Source organism: Streptomyces sp. NBC_00271, assembly GCF_036178845.1.
GTDB lineage: Bacteria > Actinomycetota > Actinomycetes > Streptomycetales > Streptomycetaceae > Streptomyces.
Window position 1 is genome coordinate 4,454,663 of sequence record NZ_CP108070.1, and the last position, 16,665, is coordinate 4,471,327.

At 69.2% G+C, this 16,665-nt stretch carries 13 protein-coding genes; 9 read left to right on the forward strand and 4 right to left on the reverse strand.

The features are described from left to right. Nucleotides 1-16 precede the first annotated feature (16 nt). The gene (rfbA, locus tag OG798_RS20710) at nt 17-886 is read right to left on the reverse strand and encodes a glucose-1-phosphate thymidylyltransferase RfbA (protein ID WP_267061748.1); all 870 of its coding nucleotides are present in this window, start codon (nt 884-886) and stop codon (nt 17-19) included. Between the two features lie 93 nt (nt 887-979). Here rfbA and rfbB point away from each other — a divergent pair, with 93 nt between their 5' ends. The 9 genes from rfbB (at nt 980) to OG798_RS20755 (ending at nt 13,827) form a co-directional block, all read left to right on the forward strand. Next, nucleotides 980-1,969, forward strand: coding sequence for a dTDP-glucose 4,6-dehydratase (gene rfbB / locus OG798_RS20715; RefSeq protein ID WP_267061749.1), 990 nt, complete (start codon nt 980-982; stop codon nt 1,967-1,969). Then, on the forward strand, nt 1,966-2,850 hold the full coding sequence (rfbD, locus tag OG798_RS20720; protein WP_267061750.1) for a dTDP-4-dehydrorhamnose reductase: 885 nt from the start codon (nt 1,966-1,968) through the stop codon (nt 2,848-2,850). Before rfbB ends, rfbD begins: the two co-directional genes overlap by 4 nt. Continuing rightward, the gene (locus OG798_RS20725) at nt 2,847-4,115 is read left to right on the forward strand and encodes a hypothetical protein (protein ID WP_267061752.1); all 1,269 of its coding nucleotides are present in this window, start codon (nt 2,847-2,849) and stop codon (nt 4,113-4,115) included. Before rfbD ends, OG798_RS20725 begins: the two co-directional genes overlap by 4 nt. A gap of 161 nt (nt 4,116-4,276) precedes the next feature. Next, nucleotides 4,277-4,681, forward strand: a complete 405-nt coding sequence (locus OG798_RS20730) for a DUF2304 domain-containing protein (RefSeq protein ID WP_267061753.1) — start codon at nt 4,277-4,279, stop codon at nt 4,679-4,681. Continuing rightward, entirely contained in the window at nt 4,678-5,412 is a 735-nt protein-coding gene (locus tag OG798_RS20735; protein ID WP_267061754.1) for a glycosyltransferase family 2 protein, read from the forward strand. Before OG798_RS20730 ends, OG798_RS20735 begins: the two co-directional genes overlap by 4 nt. Next, nucleotides 5,409-6,317, forward strand: coding sequence for a glycosyltransferase family 2 protein (locus OG798_RS20740; protein WP_267061755.1), 909 nt, complete (start codon nt 5,409-5,411; stop codon nt 6,315-6,317). Before OG798_RS20735 ends, OG798_RS20740 begins: the two co-directional genes overlap by 4 nt. A gap of 73 nt (nt 6,318-6,390) precedes the next feature. Then, a complete protein-coding gene (locus OG798_RS20745; protein WP_267061756.1) occupies nt 6,391-8,604 on the forward strand; it encodes a bifunctional glycosyltransferase/CDP-glycerol:glycerophosphate glycerophosphotransferase in 2,214 nt (737 codons plus the stop codon). An 85-nt stretch (nt 8,605-8,689) separates the two neighbouring features. After that, nucleotides 8,690-12,265 (forward strand): bifunctional glycosyltransferase/CDP-glycerol:glycerophosphate glycerophosphotransferase, encoded by a 3,576-nt coding sequence (locus tag OG798_RS20750; RefSeq protein WP_328757500.1) that lies wholly within the window; start codon nt 8,690-8,692, stop codon nt 12,263-12,265. Then, nucleotides 12,262-13,827, forward strand: coding sequence for a DUF6020 family protein (locus OG798_RS20755; RefSeq protein WP_267061758.1), 1,566 nt, complete (start codon nt 12,262-12,264; stop codon nt 13,825-13,827). Before OG798_RS20750 ends, OG798_RS20755 begins: the two co-directional genes overlap by 4 nt. Nucleotides 13,828-14,371: 544 nt before the next feature. On the opposite strand, the gene obgE is transcribed toward OG798_RS20755, so the two are convergent. From obgE to rplU, 3 genes are all read right to left on the reverse strand, one after another. Further along, nucleotides 14,372-15,808 (reverse strand): GTPase ObgE, encoded by a 1,437-nt coding sequence (gene obgE / locus OG798_RS20760; RefSeq protein ID WP_267061759.1) that lies wholly within the window; start codon nt 15,806-15,808, stop codon nt 14,372-14,374. 132 nt (nt 15,809-15,940) lie between these two features. Further along, nucleotides 15,941-16,195 (reverse strand): 50S ribosomal protein L27, encoded by a 255-nt coding sequence (gene rpmA, locus OG798_RS20765; protein WP_028802588.1) that lies wholly within the window; start codon nt 16,193-16,195, stop codon nt 15,941-15,943. A 14-nt stretch (nt 16,196-16,209) separates the two neighbouring features. After that, nucleotides 16,210-16,530 carry a 50S ribosomal protein L21 gene (gene rplU, locus OG798_RS20770; RefSeq protein ID WP_006374708.1) on the reverse strand — a complete coding sequence of 107 codons (321 nt, stop codon included), beginning with the start codon at nt 16,528-16,530 and terminating at the stop codon, nt 16,210-16,212. Nucleotides 16,531-16,665 lie beyond the last annotated feature (135 nt).

A 16,665-nucleotide genomic window follows, 5' to 3' on the forward strand; every position in this document is an offset into this window, starting at 1 on the left:
CCGTTCCCGTCCTCTCTCAAGCCTCGTACGCGAGCAGGTCGAGCAGGTAGTCGCCGTACCCACTCTTGGTCAGCGGCTCGGCCAGTGCACGCAGCCGAGCGTCGTCGATGAACCCGGCGCGCCAGGCGGCCTCTTCGAGGCAGCCGATCTTCATGCCCTGACGCTCCTCGACCACACGCACGTACTCGGACGCCTGGACGAGGGACTGGAACGTGCCCGTGTCGAGCCAGACGGTGCCACGGTCGAGGACCGAGACCTGGAGTTCGCCGCGGTCGAGGTAGTACTTGTTGACGTCGGTGATCTCCAGCTCGCCGCGGCCGCTCGGCTTGAGGCCCTTGGCGATCTCGACGACCCGGTTGTCGTAGAAGTACAGGCCCGGCACCGCGTAGCGGGACTTGGGGTTCTGCGGCTTCTCCTCGATCGAGCGGGCCCGGCCCTGCTCGTCGAAGTCGACGACGCCGTACGCGGTCGGGTCGGAGACTGCGTGGGCGAAGACCACGCCGCCCTGGGGTTCGCGGTAGCGGGCGAGCTGCCGGCCGAGGCCTGCGCCGTGGAAGATGTTGTCGCCGAGGATCAGCGCCACGGAATCGTCGCCGATGAATCCCTCACCGATGACGAATGCCTCGGCGATTCCGTTGGGGTGCTCCTGCGTGGCGAACCGGATGTTCAGCCCGACGTCGGACCCGTCGCCCAGTAGCCGCTCGAACTGGGGGCGCTCGGCCGGGCCCGTGATGATCAGGATGTCCCGCAGCCCGGCCATCACCAGAGTGGACAACGGATAATAGATCATCGGCTTGTCGAAGACCGGCATCAGTTGCTTCGACACGGCACGGGTGATCGGCCACAGTCGGGAACCGGTACCACCGGCGAGCAGAATTCCACGCATGGGCCCGCAGCCTACGGCAGTGCGCAGACTCCTCCCGCCACCCCTGCCGCGAGAAGGGCCGGTGAACCGCGCCCTATAGAATAATTGACTGTTATGAAAATTCTTGTCACCGGCGGTGCCGGGTTCATCGGTTCACAGTTCGTGCGGGCACTGCTTCTCGGCGAGCTACCCTCGGGCGAGGGCGCCCAGGTCACGGTCCTGGACAACCTGACCTACTCCGGCAACGAGGAGAACCTCGCCCCGGTCGCCGGCAAGGCCGGTTACACGTTCGTCCACGGCGACATCCGGGACTTCGCGACGGTCGACGACGTGATGCGCGGCCAGGACGCGGTGGTGCACTTCGCCGCCGAATCCCACGTGGACCGCTCGATCGCGGACTCCTCTCCCTTCGTGACCACCAACGTGCTGGGCACCCAGGTGCTGCTCGACGCCGCGAAGCGCCATGGCGTGGGCCGGTTCGTGCACGTGTCCACGGACGAGGTGTACGGCTCGATCGCCGAAGGCTCGTGGACCGAGGACTGGCCGCTGGCGCCGAACTCGCCGTACTCGGCCTCGAAGGCCGGATCGGACCTGCTGGCGCTGTCGTACCACCGCACGCACGGCATGGACGTCGTGGTCACCCGGTGCTCCAACAACTACGGGCAGTATCACTTCCCGGAGAAGATGATCCCGCTGTTCACCACGAACCTGCTGGACGGCAGGAAGGTGCCCCTGTACGGCGAGGGTCTGAACGTGCGCGACTGGCTGCACGTCTCCGACCACTGCCGGGGCATCGAGGCGGTGCTGCGCGGCGGCCGGGCCGGTGAGACATACCACATCGGCGGCGGCACCGAGGTCACCAACAAGGAGCTCACCGGCATGCTCCTCGCGGCGTGCGGGGCGGGCTGGGACATGGTCGAGCACGTCGCCGACCGCAAGGGCCACGACCTTCGCTACTCCCTGTCGATCGCCAAGATCCAGGAGGAGCTCGGCTACACGCCGCTCGTCACCTTCGAACAGGGCCTGGCCGACACCGTCCAGTGGTACCGCGAGAACCGCGCCTGGTGGGAACCGCTCAAGGCGAAGGCGGCGCTTCCGGCATGACCCGTTGGTTGATCACCGGCGCGGGCGGCATGCTCGGCCGCGACCTCGCCGAGGTGCTCTCGGTACGCGGGGCGGGTACCGTCACCGCGCTGACCCGCCAGAAGCTGGACATCACCGACGCCGCCGCGGTCCGCGCCGCAGTGGCGGGTCACGACGTCGTGGTGAACGCGGCCGCGTGGACCGACGTGGACGGCGCCGAATCCGAGGAGGCCGCGGCCACCCGGATCAACGGCGAGGGTCCGCGGGTGCTCGCCGAGGTGTGCGCGGACAGCGCAGCCGTCCTGATCCAGGTCTCCACCGACTACGTCTTCCCCGGAAACGCCGCCGAGCCGTACCCGCACGACGCCCCGGCCTCGCCGGTGAACGCCTACGGACGCGGCAAGCTCGTCGGCGAACGGGCGGTGACCGAGTTGCTGCCCGAGCGCGGCTACGTGGTGCGCACGGCGTGGCTGTACGGCGCCCACGGGCGCAACTTCGTCGCGACCATGCTGAACCTGGCCGGCCGGCGCGAGACCGTGGACGTGGTCGACGACCAACGCGGCCAGCCGACCTGGACCGTCGCACTCGCCCGCCAGATCGCGGAGCTGGGCGAGGCGGCCATGGCGGGCGGGGCTCCGGCGGGCGTGTACCACGGCACCGCGTCCGGCACGGGCACCTGGTTCGACCTGGCGCGGGCCGCGTTCGAACTGACCGGTCTCGACCCGGAGCGGGTGCGTCCGACGACCTCGGAGAAGTTCGTGCGGCCGGCCCCTCGCCCCGCGTACAGCGTGCTCGCGCACGACCGCTGGGCCGAGGCGGGCGTGGCGATTCAGCCGCACTGGCGCGATCAACTCAGCGAGGCCCTGAAAATGATCGTTCCAGGCGAGCGGACCAGCGCGTGAGCCTACTCGACCGCATCACCACGGCACTGCCTCAGGGCACCGCGTTCGTGGGCGCCGGGACGGCGGTGCTCGGGGTCGCCAGTTACGTCCATCTCGCGGCGGCGGGCCACTCGCTCGCCGTCGACGACATGGCGAGTTTCTCGGTCCTGTGGACCGTGGTCTTCTCCATCGGCCTGGGGCTGTTCTTCCCGGTGGAGCAGGAGATCACCCGGATCGTGGCCGGCCGTGCGGTGCGCGGCGACGGGGCGCTGCCGGTGTTGCGGCGCGGCGCGCTGCTCTCCCTCGGGCTGCTCGCGGTGGTGCTCATACCTCTCGCCCTGTTCGCGCATCGGCTCGCCGATGTGTTCTTCCACGGGAACACGAGCCTGGTCCTCGCGCTCGGCGGGGCGTTCACGGCGCTGGCCATCGCGTATGTGACGCGGGGCGTCCTCGCCGGGCTGGGCCGTTTCCAGGCTTACGGGACACAGCTCGGTCTGGACGGCCTGCTGCGGGTCGTGCTGTCGGGAGGGCTCGCGGTGGCCGGGGTGCACTCGGCGTTCGCCTTCGCGGCGGTGCTCACGGTGGCTCCGCTGCTGGCCGTGCTCGCCACGATCGGGCCGGTGTTCCAGGGCTCGCGACAGGGGCCGCCGGCACACTGGCGGGACCTGATCGAGCACCTGGGGCTGCTCGTCGGGTCCACGCTCCTGGCCCAGCTGCTGGTCAACATCGCGGTGATCAGCACGAAGCTGATCTCGACAGACAACGACGCGCTGGTCGCGGCGCTGCTGTCCGCCCTGGTCCTGGCCCGGGTGCCGCTGTTCGTCTTCGGCGCCTTCCAGGTGTCGCTGCTCGCGGGTCTGTCGTCGGCCGCGGCCGAGGGAGACACCCAGGGGTATCGACAGCTACTGCTGCGGGCCGTGTCGGCCACGGGGGGACTCGGCGTGGCCGGGGGCATCGGCGCGGTGGCGCTGGGACCGGCTCTGCTGCCGGCGGTGTTCGGGGCGCCGGACGTGCTGAATGCGATCGACTTCGCCTGGCTCTCGCTCGGCACGACGCTGTACATGCTGGCCATGGTGCTGGGTCAGGCGCTGCTGACGAGCGGCGGTGCGCGCATGCAACTCATGGCGTGGATCACAGGAACGGCGGTACTGGTGGCGGTCACGCTCAGTTCACTTCCGCTGCGAACCCGGGTCGAGGTGGCGTACACGGCGGGGTCGTTCGTGGTGGTCGCCTTCATGACTGTCGTTGTTCACGCTCGTGTAGGCTATCGTTCATTGCGCACATAAGAATGATCATCATTCTTGTCACTCTCCGTAAGTATTGCGCCGAAATGCGACGGACAGTGGACTGCAGTCCGGCGGCCTCCTTCTGCGGCCGTCCTCCCCGGAATTCCCTGGAAGAGTAGACAGGCCCTTTCCATGAGTCGTCCGATACACCGGAGTGCGGCATGAAGTTGTGGATGCTGACCTCGGTCACCGGAGTCATTCTCGTCCTGTGCATCGTCGAGCTGCTGCGCCGCCGCAAACTCAAGGAGAAGTACGCCTTTCTGTGGGTGATCACCGGCCTGGTGATCATCCCGCTCGGCTTCTTCCCCACAGGTCTGGACTCGGTGGCCCGCGCGGTCGGAGTCGCCTCGGGCGTCAGCCTCATCCTGTTCCTGAGTGTGGCCTTCCTCTTCATCGTGTGCCTCCAGCTGAGCTGGGAGGTCGGCCACCTGGAGGAGGAGGGCCGGACGCTCTCCGAAGAGGTCGCGCTGCTCCGTGTCGACGTCCAGGAACTGCGGGGGCAACTCGCCGACCAGGAGCGGCAGGCTCCGACGACTGTGGGTGCCGACAGGGGGAACCTGAAGTGATCGACAGCAAGCGTGTACTGATCATCATGCCCGCGTGGAACGAGGCCGACGGCGTCGCCGACGTCATCAAGGAGGTCTACACCACGGTTCCCGGTGTGGACGTCCTCGTCGTGGACGACGGGTCCGCCGACAACACGGCCGCCGTCGCCCGCGCGGCCGGCGCGACCGTGCTGAAGCTGCCGTACAACCTCGGTGTGGGCGGCGCGATGCGGGCCGGCTACAAGTTCGCGCACGACCGGGGCTACGACGTGGCCATCCAGGTCGACGCCGACGGCCAACACGACCCGCGCAACGTGCCCGAGCTGCTGGAGCGCCTGGACGCCGGCGCCGACCTGGTGATGGGCGCGCGGTTTGCGGGCACCGGCGAGTACGAGGCGCGCGGTCCGCGCCGCTGGGCGATGCTGGTCCTCGCGTTCTGGCTGTCGCGCATGGCGCGCGCCAAGCTCACCGACGTCACCTCCGGCTTCCGGGCCTGCGACCGCGATCTGATCAACGCGTTCGCCCGCTGGTACCCGGTCGAGTACCTGGGTGACACCGTGGAGTCCACGATCGCCGTGGTCCGGGCCGGCTACCGGGTCGAGCAGGTCCCCGTCGCGATGCGCCCGCGCACCACCGGCACCCCGAGCCAGTCCCCGTGGCGGGCCACCCTCTACCTCGGCCGGATAGGCATGATCCTGCTGCTCGCCTTCAGCCGCCGTTCCTCGCTCAACCCGGCGCGGAAGGTCAAGTGACACAGGTGGACACCCTCGACATCATGCTGCCGCACTACGGCGACACGGCGTTGATGCAGGCCGCTGTACAGAGCGTGCTGGACCAGACCGACAAGGACTGGCGCCTCACGGTCGTCGACGACGGCCGCGAGGAGGGCGTACCGGAGTGGTTCGCGTCCCTCGGCGACGAGCGCGTCCGCTACCTGCGCAACGAGCAGAACCTCGGCATCACCCGCAACTTCCAGAAGTGCGTGGACCTGGTGGAGTCCACCCACTTCACCATGCTCGGCAGCGACGACCTGATGATGCCGACCTACGTCGAGACGCTCCGCGCGGCGATCGAGGCCGAGCCCGGCGCGGCGATCTACCAGCCCGGCGTCGAAGTCATCGACGAGCACGGCAACCCGGTCACCACCCTGGGCGACGAGGTCAAGCGACGCCTCTACGCGCCGAAGACCAACGACGGCAAGCGCCTCGTCCTCTCCGGCGAGCCGCTGGCGGCGAACCTGCTGGGCGGCAACTGGCTGTACTTCCCGTCGATCTGCTGGCGCACGGACGCCGTCAAGGCGGTCGGCTTCCGTGAGAACCTGTCCGTCATCCAGGACCTGGCGCTGATCATCGAGCTGATCCGGCGCGGCGAGGAGCTGGTCGTCGACCCGGCGCCGGCCTTCCGCTACCGGCGCCACTCGAGCAGCCTCTCCTCGGCCGAGGCCGCGACGGGCGCCCGTTTCGGCGAGGCCATACGGTTCTTCAACGAAGTAGCCGACGACCTCGACCGGCACGGCTGGCCCAGGGCCGCCCGGTCCGCCCGGCGGCACCTGTCCATGCGGCTGCACGCGCTGACCATGCTTCCCGGGGCGCTGCGCCACCGCCGGTCGGACGTCGTACGCCGCCTACTCGGGTATGCCCTGACCAGATCCGAGTGATCGTCACGCGCGGGGCGGGTGCCCGCCCCGCGGACTCCTCGCCCGCCGAAACCCCTTCGAAAGCCAAGCCCACATGACTCCCACGCAAGACGCAGAGACGTCCACCGACCCTCGGTTCAGCATCATCGTGCCGGCGTACGGCGTCGAGGCGTATCTGCGCGACTGCCTCGACTCCGTGCTGAGCCAGTCGTTCGAGGACTTCGAAGTCATCGCGGTCAACGACGCCTCGCCCGACGCCTGCGGCGAGATCATGGACGAGTACGCGGCGGCGGACCGGCGCGTGGTGACGGTGCAGCTGGAACAGAACGTGGGGCTGGGCCAGGCAAGGAACGTGGGACTGACCCGCGCCCGAGGCGCCTACCTGATCTTCCTCGACAGCGACGACACGCTGCTGCCGGGGTCCCTGCGGGCGATCGCCCGCCGCCTGGACGAGAACGACGACCCGGACCTGCTGGTCTTCGACTACTCCCGCACCTACTGGGACGGCCGGATCACCCCGAACGCCAAGCGCTCGGTGCTCACCCAGAGCCCGCGCGGGACCTTCCGCCTGGACGACAACCCCGAACTGCTCGGGCTGCTCCAGGTCGCCTGGAACAAGGCGTACCGCCGCGACTTCATAGAGCGCTGGGGCTTCGTTTACCCCACCGGCTACTACGAGGACACCCCCTGGACCTACCCGGTTCTGGTCGCCGCCGAGACGATCGCCGTCCTCGACCGGATCTGCGTCCACTACCGCCAGCGCCGCCAGGGCAGCATCCTGTCCTCCGCCAGCCGCAAGCACTTCGACGTCTTCGACCAGTACGACCTGGTCATGAGCTTCCTCGCCGCGCACCCCGAGTTCGAGCGCTGGCGCGGCCCGCTGTTCGAGCGCATGGCCTTCCACCTCGGCGTGATCGAGCGCATGCCCGGCCGCCTCCCGGCCGGCGCCCGCGCCGAGTTCCGTGCCCGCCGCCTGGAGGCCGAGCGCACCCACCGCCCGGCGGGCTACCGCGACCCGAAGACCAAGCCGAAGAAGTCGGGCGTACGGCGGGCCGCGAACCGCCTCCCGAACCGTCTGCGCCGCCCCGCCCGCAAGGCGTACCGGGCGGCCGCCAAGCTGAAGAAGCCGGTGCGCACGGCCGTCCTCATGGCCTACTACCGCGCCCAGCGGATGCTGCCGGTGAAGAAGGACACGGCCGTCTTCGCCGCGTACTGGAACGCCGACTACGCCTGCAACCCGGCGGCCATCGACCAGAAGCTGCGCGAGCTGGCGCCCCATGTGAAGCCCACGTGGGTGCTCAGGCCCGACCCGCGCAACCGGCCCCCGGCCGGCACCACCACCGTCCATCCCGGCTCCTTCGGGTTCTGGCGCGCGATGGCCCGCAGCAAGTACTTCGTCAACAACGTCAACTTCCCGACACGCGTGGTCAAGCGTCCGGGTCAGGTCTTCGTCCAGACCCACCACGGCACGCCGCTCAAGCGGATGGGCGTCGACCAGGTCGAATTCCCGCTGGGCGCCGCCCAGATGGACATGGAACTGCTGATGCATCGGGTCGACCACTGGGACTACAGCATCTCCTCCAACAGTTTCACCACCGCCACCTGGGACCGCGCCTACCCGTCGACCTCGTACAGCTCCCTCGACTACGGCTACCCGCGCAACGACGTCCTGGTCAACGCCACCGACGCCGACCGGACCGCCGCCCGCGAGAAGCTCGGCCTCGCCCCCGACGCCAAGGTCGTCCTGTACGCCCCGACCCACCGCGACTACCAGTCGGTGCCGCAGCCCCTCCTGGACGTCGAGCACTTCGCGGACAGCCTCGGCGACGGCTTCACCGTCCTGGTCCGCGCCCACTACTTCAACCTCGGCACCCGGCACGGCACCACCGACGGCATCATCGACGTCAGCGGCCACCCGAGCGTCGAGGAGCTGTACCTGGCGGCGGACTGCCTGCTCACCGACTACTCGTCGCTGATGTTCGACTACGCCCTCCTGGACCGCCCCGTCGTGATATACGCCAACGACTGGGAGGTCTACCGCGCCACCCGCGGCACGTACTTCGACATCCACGTCGAGTCACCCGGGCCGGTGGTGGCAACCAAGGAGGACCTGATCGACGTCTTCCTCTCGGGACGCTGGTCCGACGACACCTCCGCCAAGGTCCGCACGGAATTCCGCAGGCGGTTCTGCGAGTACGACGACGGCCGCGCCGCGGAACGCGTCGTACGCCGCGTCTTCCTGGACCAGGAGGACGTACCCCCGGTGGCACTCCCGCCCGAGCGTCCGATCCGTCCCGTGCGAGGCTAGACCTACCGTGTCCGGCGAGTCCGGTCGCCGTCACGGCCGCGGGAGCGGTCATGATCGACACCTTGAGAAAGGCGCAGTACCCCAGATGCCTCCCCGTCTGTCAATAGTCGTTCCCGCCTACAACGTGGAACTCTTCCTCGACGAGTGTCTGCAGTCGATCGCGGACCAGACGTTCACCGACTGGGAGGCGATCGTCGTGGACGACGGCTCCACGGACGGCAGCCTGGCGATCGCCGAGCGGTGGGCGGCGAAGGACGACCGGTTCCGCGTCGTCGTGCAGGAGAACAAGGGCCTGGGACCGGCCCGGAACACCGGTGTCGCCCATCTGACCGAGGGCACCGAGTTCCTCGCCTTCGTCGACAGCGACGACATCGTGCTGCCCGACGCGTACCAGCGGTGCATCACCACTCTGGAGGAGTCCGGCTCGGACTTCGTCAGCGGCAACGTCAACCTGCTCAAGGCAGGCGAGATCCTGATCTCCCCGCTGCACGCGAAGCGACTGCGCACCGACCGGATGCGGACCCACATCAGCCGCGACAAGGACCTCGTCTACGACCGCACGGCCTGGAACAAGGTCTTCCGCCGGGCGTTCTGGGACAAGCACGCCTTCGAGTTCCCCGGCATCCTCTACGAGGACGCCCCCGTCACCCTGCCCGCGCACTTCATGGCCTTGGCCGTCGACGTGCTCAGCGAGCCGATCTACCTGTGGCGCCAGCGCACCGGCGGCGCCCCCTCCATCACCCAGCGCCGCACCGAGCCGGTCAACGTCCGTGACCGCATAAGGTCGTGCGACTCCGTGAGCCGGTTCCTGGCCTCCCAGCCGGGCGAGGCGTACTCCCAGCACAAGCGCTGGTACGACGAGATCTTCATCACCGATGAACTGCCGCTCTTCATGGGCGTCCTCGACCAGGCAGGCGACGAGTTCCGCGAGCTGTTCATGGCCGGCGCCGCCGACTTCCTCAGCCGGGTCGACCCGCGGGTCATGCCCCGGCTGCCGGTCTCGCTGCGCCTGAAGTGCCACCTGATCCGTGAAAGCCGTCTCGACGAGCTCATGGAGCTGATCGCCTACGAGCGCGAGACCGGCCGGGCCGTCCCGGTGGTCCGACAGGGCCTGCGCCACTTCGCCGACTATCCGGTGATCGACAAGAAGCGTGCGGTGCCCCACTCGGTGCTGCGCGTGGACTCCGACTTCTCCGCCCGCGCCCGCGCCGAGGAGATCGTCTGGCGCGGCGGCCGCCTGCACATCGACGGCCACGCCTACATCCGCAACCTGGCCGCCGCCCGGCCGCAGCCGACCGCCCTGCGCGTGCTGATGCTGCGCGAGACCGGCAGTCGGCGCACGGTCCTGGTGCGGCCCAGCCGGACCCAGGCCTCGCGCGCCACCCAGACCTCGGGCCAGTCGCTGCACAACTACGACTGGTCGGGCTTCTCCCTCGATCTGGACCCGGCCAAGCTCAAGGCCCGGGGTGGCTGGCGCGACGCCGTGTGGCGGGTCACCCTCGCCACCGTCCAGCAGGGCATCGTCCGCCACACCCGGCTCAAGGCCGGCGAGAGCGGCAGCGCCGAGAGCCCGGCCCCGTTCTGGGTGGAGAAGGACGTGCGGGTGGTCCCCTTCATCAACGACGCCCACCTGTACGTGCGTGTCGAGCGGGTCCGCGCCAGGCTGACCGGCCACCGGGCCGTGGACGGGGTCCTGGAGCTGACCGGTGTCCTCGGTCACGAGGCCGCCGTCGGTGACGCGCCGCTCGCCCTGCGTCTCAAGCACGGCTCGACGGCGGCGACGCTGGAGCACCCGGTGGAGCGCACCGTCGGCCAAGGGTTCTCTTTCCGGGTTCCGCTCGCCGACCTGGACGTCGAGGGCCGCGACTCCGTGAACCTGGAGAACACGGACAAGTGGACGGCCGAGCTGGTGATCGGCGGCTCCAAGCGCGGGTTCTCCGTGGCCGTCGACACCGGCCAGAACGACCTGAACCCGCAGCACTCGCTCGACGGCAGACCGACCGCCGCGTGGGGCGGGCGCGTCACGGCCGTCACCGACGACGGCGCGGGCCGCCTGGCGCTGCGCACCCAGCCCGTCCAGCCCTTGATCGGCGGACTCTCCGTCACCGCCGAGGGCCGGATCGTCCTGACGGGCTCGCTGCCCGCGTCCGTGGACGAGCCGGTCGAGATCGTGCTGCGGCACAGTCGGCACGCCGAGGAGCACGCTCACCCGGCCACCGTCGCCGACGGCGCCTTCCGGGCCGAGTTCCTGCCCGTGCCCGACAGCCTCAGCGAGGTGCCACTGCGCCAGGGGCGCTGGTACCTGTTCGCCCGCACCACCCGGAGCCGTGTGGAGGTGCCGGTCCGAGGCGTGCCGTCGGCGCTCGCGGGCCTGCCCCTGCGCTTCTCCCTCCGCGACCGGGACTACACGCTCACCCACCGCTTCTTCGACCGGCTCCTGATCGAGGCGGCGCCCGACCTGGGCCCCGAGGAGTTCGGCTGGTACCGCCAGCGCGACATGCGCACCAGCCTGTACGCGCAGGCGCGCACGGCCCCGCTGCGGGACACAGTCCTGTACGCCGCCTTCTCCGGCCGCCAGTTCTCGGACTCGCCGCGCGCGGTCTACGAGGAGTTGTTGCGCCAGGGCGCCGACCTGGAGCACATCTGGGTGGTGGAGGACCGCCGCGCCGAGATCCCCAAGGGCGTCAAGGTCATAAGGCGGTGGAGCCGCGAGTGGTACGAGGCGCTCGGTCGCAGCCGGTACATCGTCACCAACACGCACCTGCCGCACTGGATCCGGCGCCGCGAGGGCCAGGTCATCGTGCAGACCTGGCACGGCACTCCGCTCAAGCGGATCGGTCACGACATCGACAGCGTCCAGTTCGCCGACCGCAAGTACCTGTCGAAGGTCGCGGAGGAGACGCCGAGCTGGAGCTTCCTCGTGTCGCCGAACCGGTTCTCAACGCCGATCATGAAGCGGGCGTTCCAGTACGACGGCGAGATCCTGGAGTCCGGCTACCCGCGCAACGACGTCCTCCTCTCCGAGAAGACGGAGGACCTGGCGCGGACCGTGCGCGAGCGCATCGGCCTGCCGGAGGGCAAGAAGGTCGTGCTGTACGCGCCGACCTGGCGGGACGACCAGTTCTACCAGGCGGGCAACTACAAGTTCGATCTGCGGCTCGACGTGAAGGAGGCGGCCGAGCGCCTCGGCGACGACCACGTTCTCCTCATCCGCAAGCACTCGAACATCGTCGACGCGGTGCCCGGCGCCGGCGACGGCTTCGTCTTCGACGTGTCCAGCTACCCGGACATCGCCGAGCTGTTCCTGATCACCGACGTGCTGGTCACGGACTACTCGTCGCTCATGTTCGACTTCGCGAACACCGGCCGCCCGATGCTGTTCTTCACGTACGACCTGGAGTACTACCGCGACCAGCTGCGTGGCTTCTACTTCGACTTCGAGGAGCGGGCCCCCGGCCCGCTCCTGCAGACCTCGGACGAACTCATCGCCGCACTCGCCGACATCGAGGGGATCAGCGCCTCGTACACGGATGCCTATCGCAAGTTCAAGGACGTGTTCTGCGACCTCGACGACGGGCATGCCGCCGAACGGGTGATCACCCGGATGCTGGAGCTCGCGCACCCCGACCGCCCCCCTCTTGAGCCTGCGGAGCAGCGTTGAAAGCACCCACGATTCCCTTCGACACAGCACGTCTGAGAGAGCGTCTGGAACGCATCCCGGCGCAGCGCCGGCTGCCGCTGGCCGTCTACGCCACCACGCAGGTGATCTTCCTGATCTGGTGGGCGGCCTTCTACCCGGGCGGGATGAGCTACGACTCCATCTCGTACGTGTGGCACGTCACCACCAACCACTGGATGTCCAACCACTCGGTGGCCTACGACGGACTGGTCTGGCTCTCGCTCCAGACCACCGGCGACCTGGCGATCCTGACGTTCGCTCAGACCGTCGCCATGGCGGCGGCGCTGGCCTATGTGACGGTGACGCTGCGGCAGTTCGGCGTGCCGGGCAAGTGGAGCGCGACGGCCGCGATCGCGTGCGCGGTGCTGCCGTCGATCGGCTCGTTCACGATCTTCGTATGGAAGGACGTGCCGTTCGTCATCGGCGCGGTCCTGGCGTTCGGAGCCGCCGGGCGGCTCGTCGCGCGCCGCATGCGCGGAATGCAGTCCGTGCGGGACAAGGCGTTCCGGAACGAGGTCGCGGCCTTGTTCCTCGGCTTCCTGGCCATGGGCCTGTTCCGCAACAACGGCCTGCTCGTCGCGGTCCTCGCCGCGCCGGTGCTGCTGCTCGTGCTGCCGCGGATGCGCAGGGCGCTGCTGGTCGCGACGGTGATCCCGGTGCTGATCTCGGGCCTGCTGAACGTGGTCGTCTATCCCGCGATGGGAGTGATCACGCCGACGAAGGACCAGGTGTACGCGATGAACTACGCGGACATCGCGGTGGTCTACGGCGAGGCCCCGCAGACCTTCACCAAGGCCGACAAGAAGCTCATGGCGAAGGTGGCGCCGCTGTCGCACTGGAGCGGCCGGGCGGCCAACTGCTACAACGCCGACTGGGCGATGCAGAAGCCGATGAACCGCCAGAAGGCCGCGGAGTACAACACCCAGCTCGTTGACCTGTGGATGCGGGTTTTGAAGCGGACGCCGGACAAGATGATCGGGGCGCGGCTGTGCCGCTCGCAGATCGCCTGGTCGCCGTTCCCGGGCCCGGCCGGCCTGATGGGCAACACGCTGATCAGCTCGCCGTCGGTGCCGAAGGACATGTTCGGCTGGGCTGACTGGAACCCCGAGATGCGGGACAGCCCGTATCGCCCGGAGCTGAAGATCCGTCCGCTCAACGACCATCTGCACAACGCGATGTACTTCGTGTGGAAGGCGAGCAAGACGCCGCAGCTGCAGTGGCTGCTGTTCCGGGGCGCCACCTGGTGCTACGCGGCCTACGCCGTCGTCCTTGCGTTCTCGCGCCGGCAACGGTCCTGGGCGCCGGTGGGTCTGATGGCGGTCACACTGTCGCTCCAGCTGACGGTGGTGGCGGCGAACCCGGCCCCGCTGGCGCGGTACATGTTCGCGCCGATGGTCCTGGGCATCCTGACGTTGCCGCTGATCGCCGCGAAACCGCGGTTCGGCAGGCGGAGTGGCGCCGATTCCCAGGCCTCCGGCCCGTCCCACAAGTCGGAGGACTCCTCCTCCACCGACCGCGACACGCAACCCGCACCGGTCGCCTGATCCCGGGCGGGACACCGGGTACGGCGAAGGGCCCGCCCCGCTCCCCCAGGGGAGGCGGCGGGCCCTTCGCCGTACCTGGACAGGCCTCGTACAACTCTCCGACCCGGCCGGGCGTCTGATAGGCGTACGGCCGGATCCAAGGGATGGGCCAGGGTTGTCCACTCACCACACCGACCAGGCGCCACCTCGCACGCTCTCGCGAAAGCGTGCCCTGTGCGCGTCCCTCGGCGTGGCCGCGGCGGTGGTGCTGGCCGCCTCCCCCTCCGCGGCGCGGCCCTGGAGAAGAACCGGCCGGACTACGTCCCGCCCATCGCCACGGCCCCGGATCCCGGCCGCGAGACCGTCACGGAGGTGTCCGCCTTCTACTCGGCGGAGGCGAGGAGGCGGTGTCCGCGCACTGGTCACCTCGCAACGTGACAGCCTGCTCGATGCGGCGAACACCGCCCGCCAACTGCGTGACACCGTGCAGTTGGACGGGCCTAGAGCCCCGGCGTCCGGGACGGACGGGCCCGTCCGTCCCGGACGCCGGGCTCGACCGGCCCCTCTAGAACGCTTCGAATTCGTCGAACGCCTTGTCCGCCTCGTCCCGCTCCGCCTGCTTGTCGCGGCGGCGCTGCGCGGCGGGCCGCGGAGCTTCGAGGCGGTGGTCCTCACCACGGCGGCCGAGCATCTCCGCGCCGGCCATGACGGTGGGCTCCCAGTCGAAGACGACCGCGTTCTCCTCGGGGCCGATGGCGACGCCGTCACCCGAGCGGGCACCCGCCTTCATCAGCTCCGCCTCGACGCCGAGGCGGTTGAGACGGTCGGCGAGGTAGCCGACGGCCTCGTCGTTGTTGAAGTCGGTCTGGCGGACCCAGCGTTCGGGCTTCTCTCCGCGCACGCGGTAGAGGCCGTCCTCCTCCTGGACCACGGTGAAGCCGGCGTCGTCGACCGCCTTCGGGCGGATGACGATCCGGGTCGCCTCCTCCTTGGGCTTGGCGGCGCGCGCCGTGCCGACGATCTCGGCGAGCGCGAAGGACAGCTCCTTCAGGCCCATGTGCGCAACCGCCGACACCTCGAAGACGCGGTAGCCGCGGCCCTCCAGGTCGGGGCGGACCATCTCGGCGAGGTCCTTGCCGTCCGGCACGTCGATCTTGTTGAGGACGACGATGCGCGGACGGTTGCCGAGGCCGCCGTACTGCTTCAGCTCTTCCTCGATGATGTCGAGGTCGGTGACCGGGTCGCGCTCGGACTCCAGGGTCGCCGTGTCCAGCACGTGGACCAGCACGCTGCAGCGCTCGACGTGGCGGAGGAACTCGAGGCCGAGGCCCTTGCCCTGGCTGGCGCCGGGGATGAGACCGGGCACGTCCGCGATCGTGTAGACCGTCTCGCCCGCCGTCACCACGCCCAGGTTGGGGACGAGGGTCGTGAAGGGGTAGTCCGCGATCTTCGGCTTGGCGGCCGACAGGACGGAGATGAGGGACGACTTGCCGGCGCTCGGGTAGCCGACGAGGGCCACGTCCGCGACGGTCTTCAGCTCCAGGACGATGTCCTGGAAGTCACCGGGGACACCGAGCAGCGCGAAGCCGGGCGCCTTGCGGCGGGCCGAGGCCAGCGCCGCGTTGCCGAGGCCACCGCGACCGCCCTGCGCGGCGACGTACGACGTGCCGTGGCCGACGAGGTCCGCGAGGACGTTGCCCGCCTTGTCGAGCACGACCGTGCCGTCCGGCACCGGCAGGATCAGGTCCTGGCCGTCCTTGCCCGAGCGGTTGCCGCCCTCGCCGGGCTTGCCGTTGGTGGCGCTGCGGTGCGGCTTGTGGTGGTAGTCGAGCAGCGTGGTCACGGACTGGTCGACGACCAGCATCACGTCACCGCCCCGGCCGCCGTTGCCGCCGTCCGGGCCGCCGAGCGGCTTGAACTTCTCCCGGTGTACGGAGGCACAGCCGTGGCCTCCGCTACCCGCGGCGACGTGCAGCTCGACGCGGTCCACGAAGGTGGTCATGGGATGTGCCTCCAGTTACGTACGAAAATCCTGCACAGCCCTGTATGCCACAGAGCCGCTTCTATGGAAAACACGCGAAAGGCGGACCCGCTTCCCGAACGGGAAGTGAGGTCCGCCTCGCGAAAGAACCGGTCAGGCGACCGGAACGATGTTCACGACCTTGCGGCCACGGTGGGTACCGAACTCCACCGCACCGGCGTCAAGGGCGAACAGCGTGTCGTCCTTGCCACGGCCGACGCCGTTGCCCGGGTGGAAGTGGGTGCCGCGCTGGCGGACCAGGATCTCACCGGCGTTGACGACCTGACCGCCGAAGCGCTTCACGCCGAGCCGCTGAGCATTGGAGTCGCGACCGTTCCGAGTGGACGATGCGCCCTTCTTGTGTGCCATCTCTCCTCAGTCCCTTACTTCGCAGCCGCGGGGATCTCAGTGACCTTGATCGCCGTGTACTGCTGGCGGTGGCCCTGACGACGGCGGTAACCGGTCTTGTTCTTGTAGCGAAGGATGTCGATCTTGACGCCCTTGTGGTGGTCCACGATCTCGGCCTGGACCTTGATGCCGGCAAGGACCCACGGGTCGCTGGTCACGGCGTCGCCGTCGACAACGAGCAGGGTCGAGAGCTCGACCGTGTCGCCAACCTTGGCAGTGGAAATCTTGTCAACCTCAACGATGTCGCCGACAGCAACCTTGTGCTGGCGACCACCGCTGCGCACGATGGCGTACACGCGGATCTCTCTCTCGCTCGGAACGGAACCCCGCAGTCCAGCCACGCGCTGCGCGAGCGGCCTCTCCCGAAGCGCACGGCATGCGAACACGCACGACACGCAGAATTCCGGGAGGAAGAGGTTTACGGGGGTGCG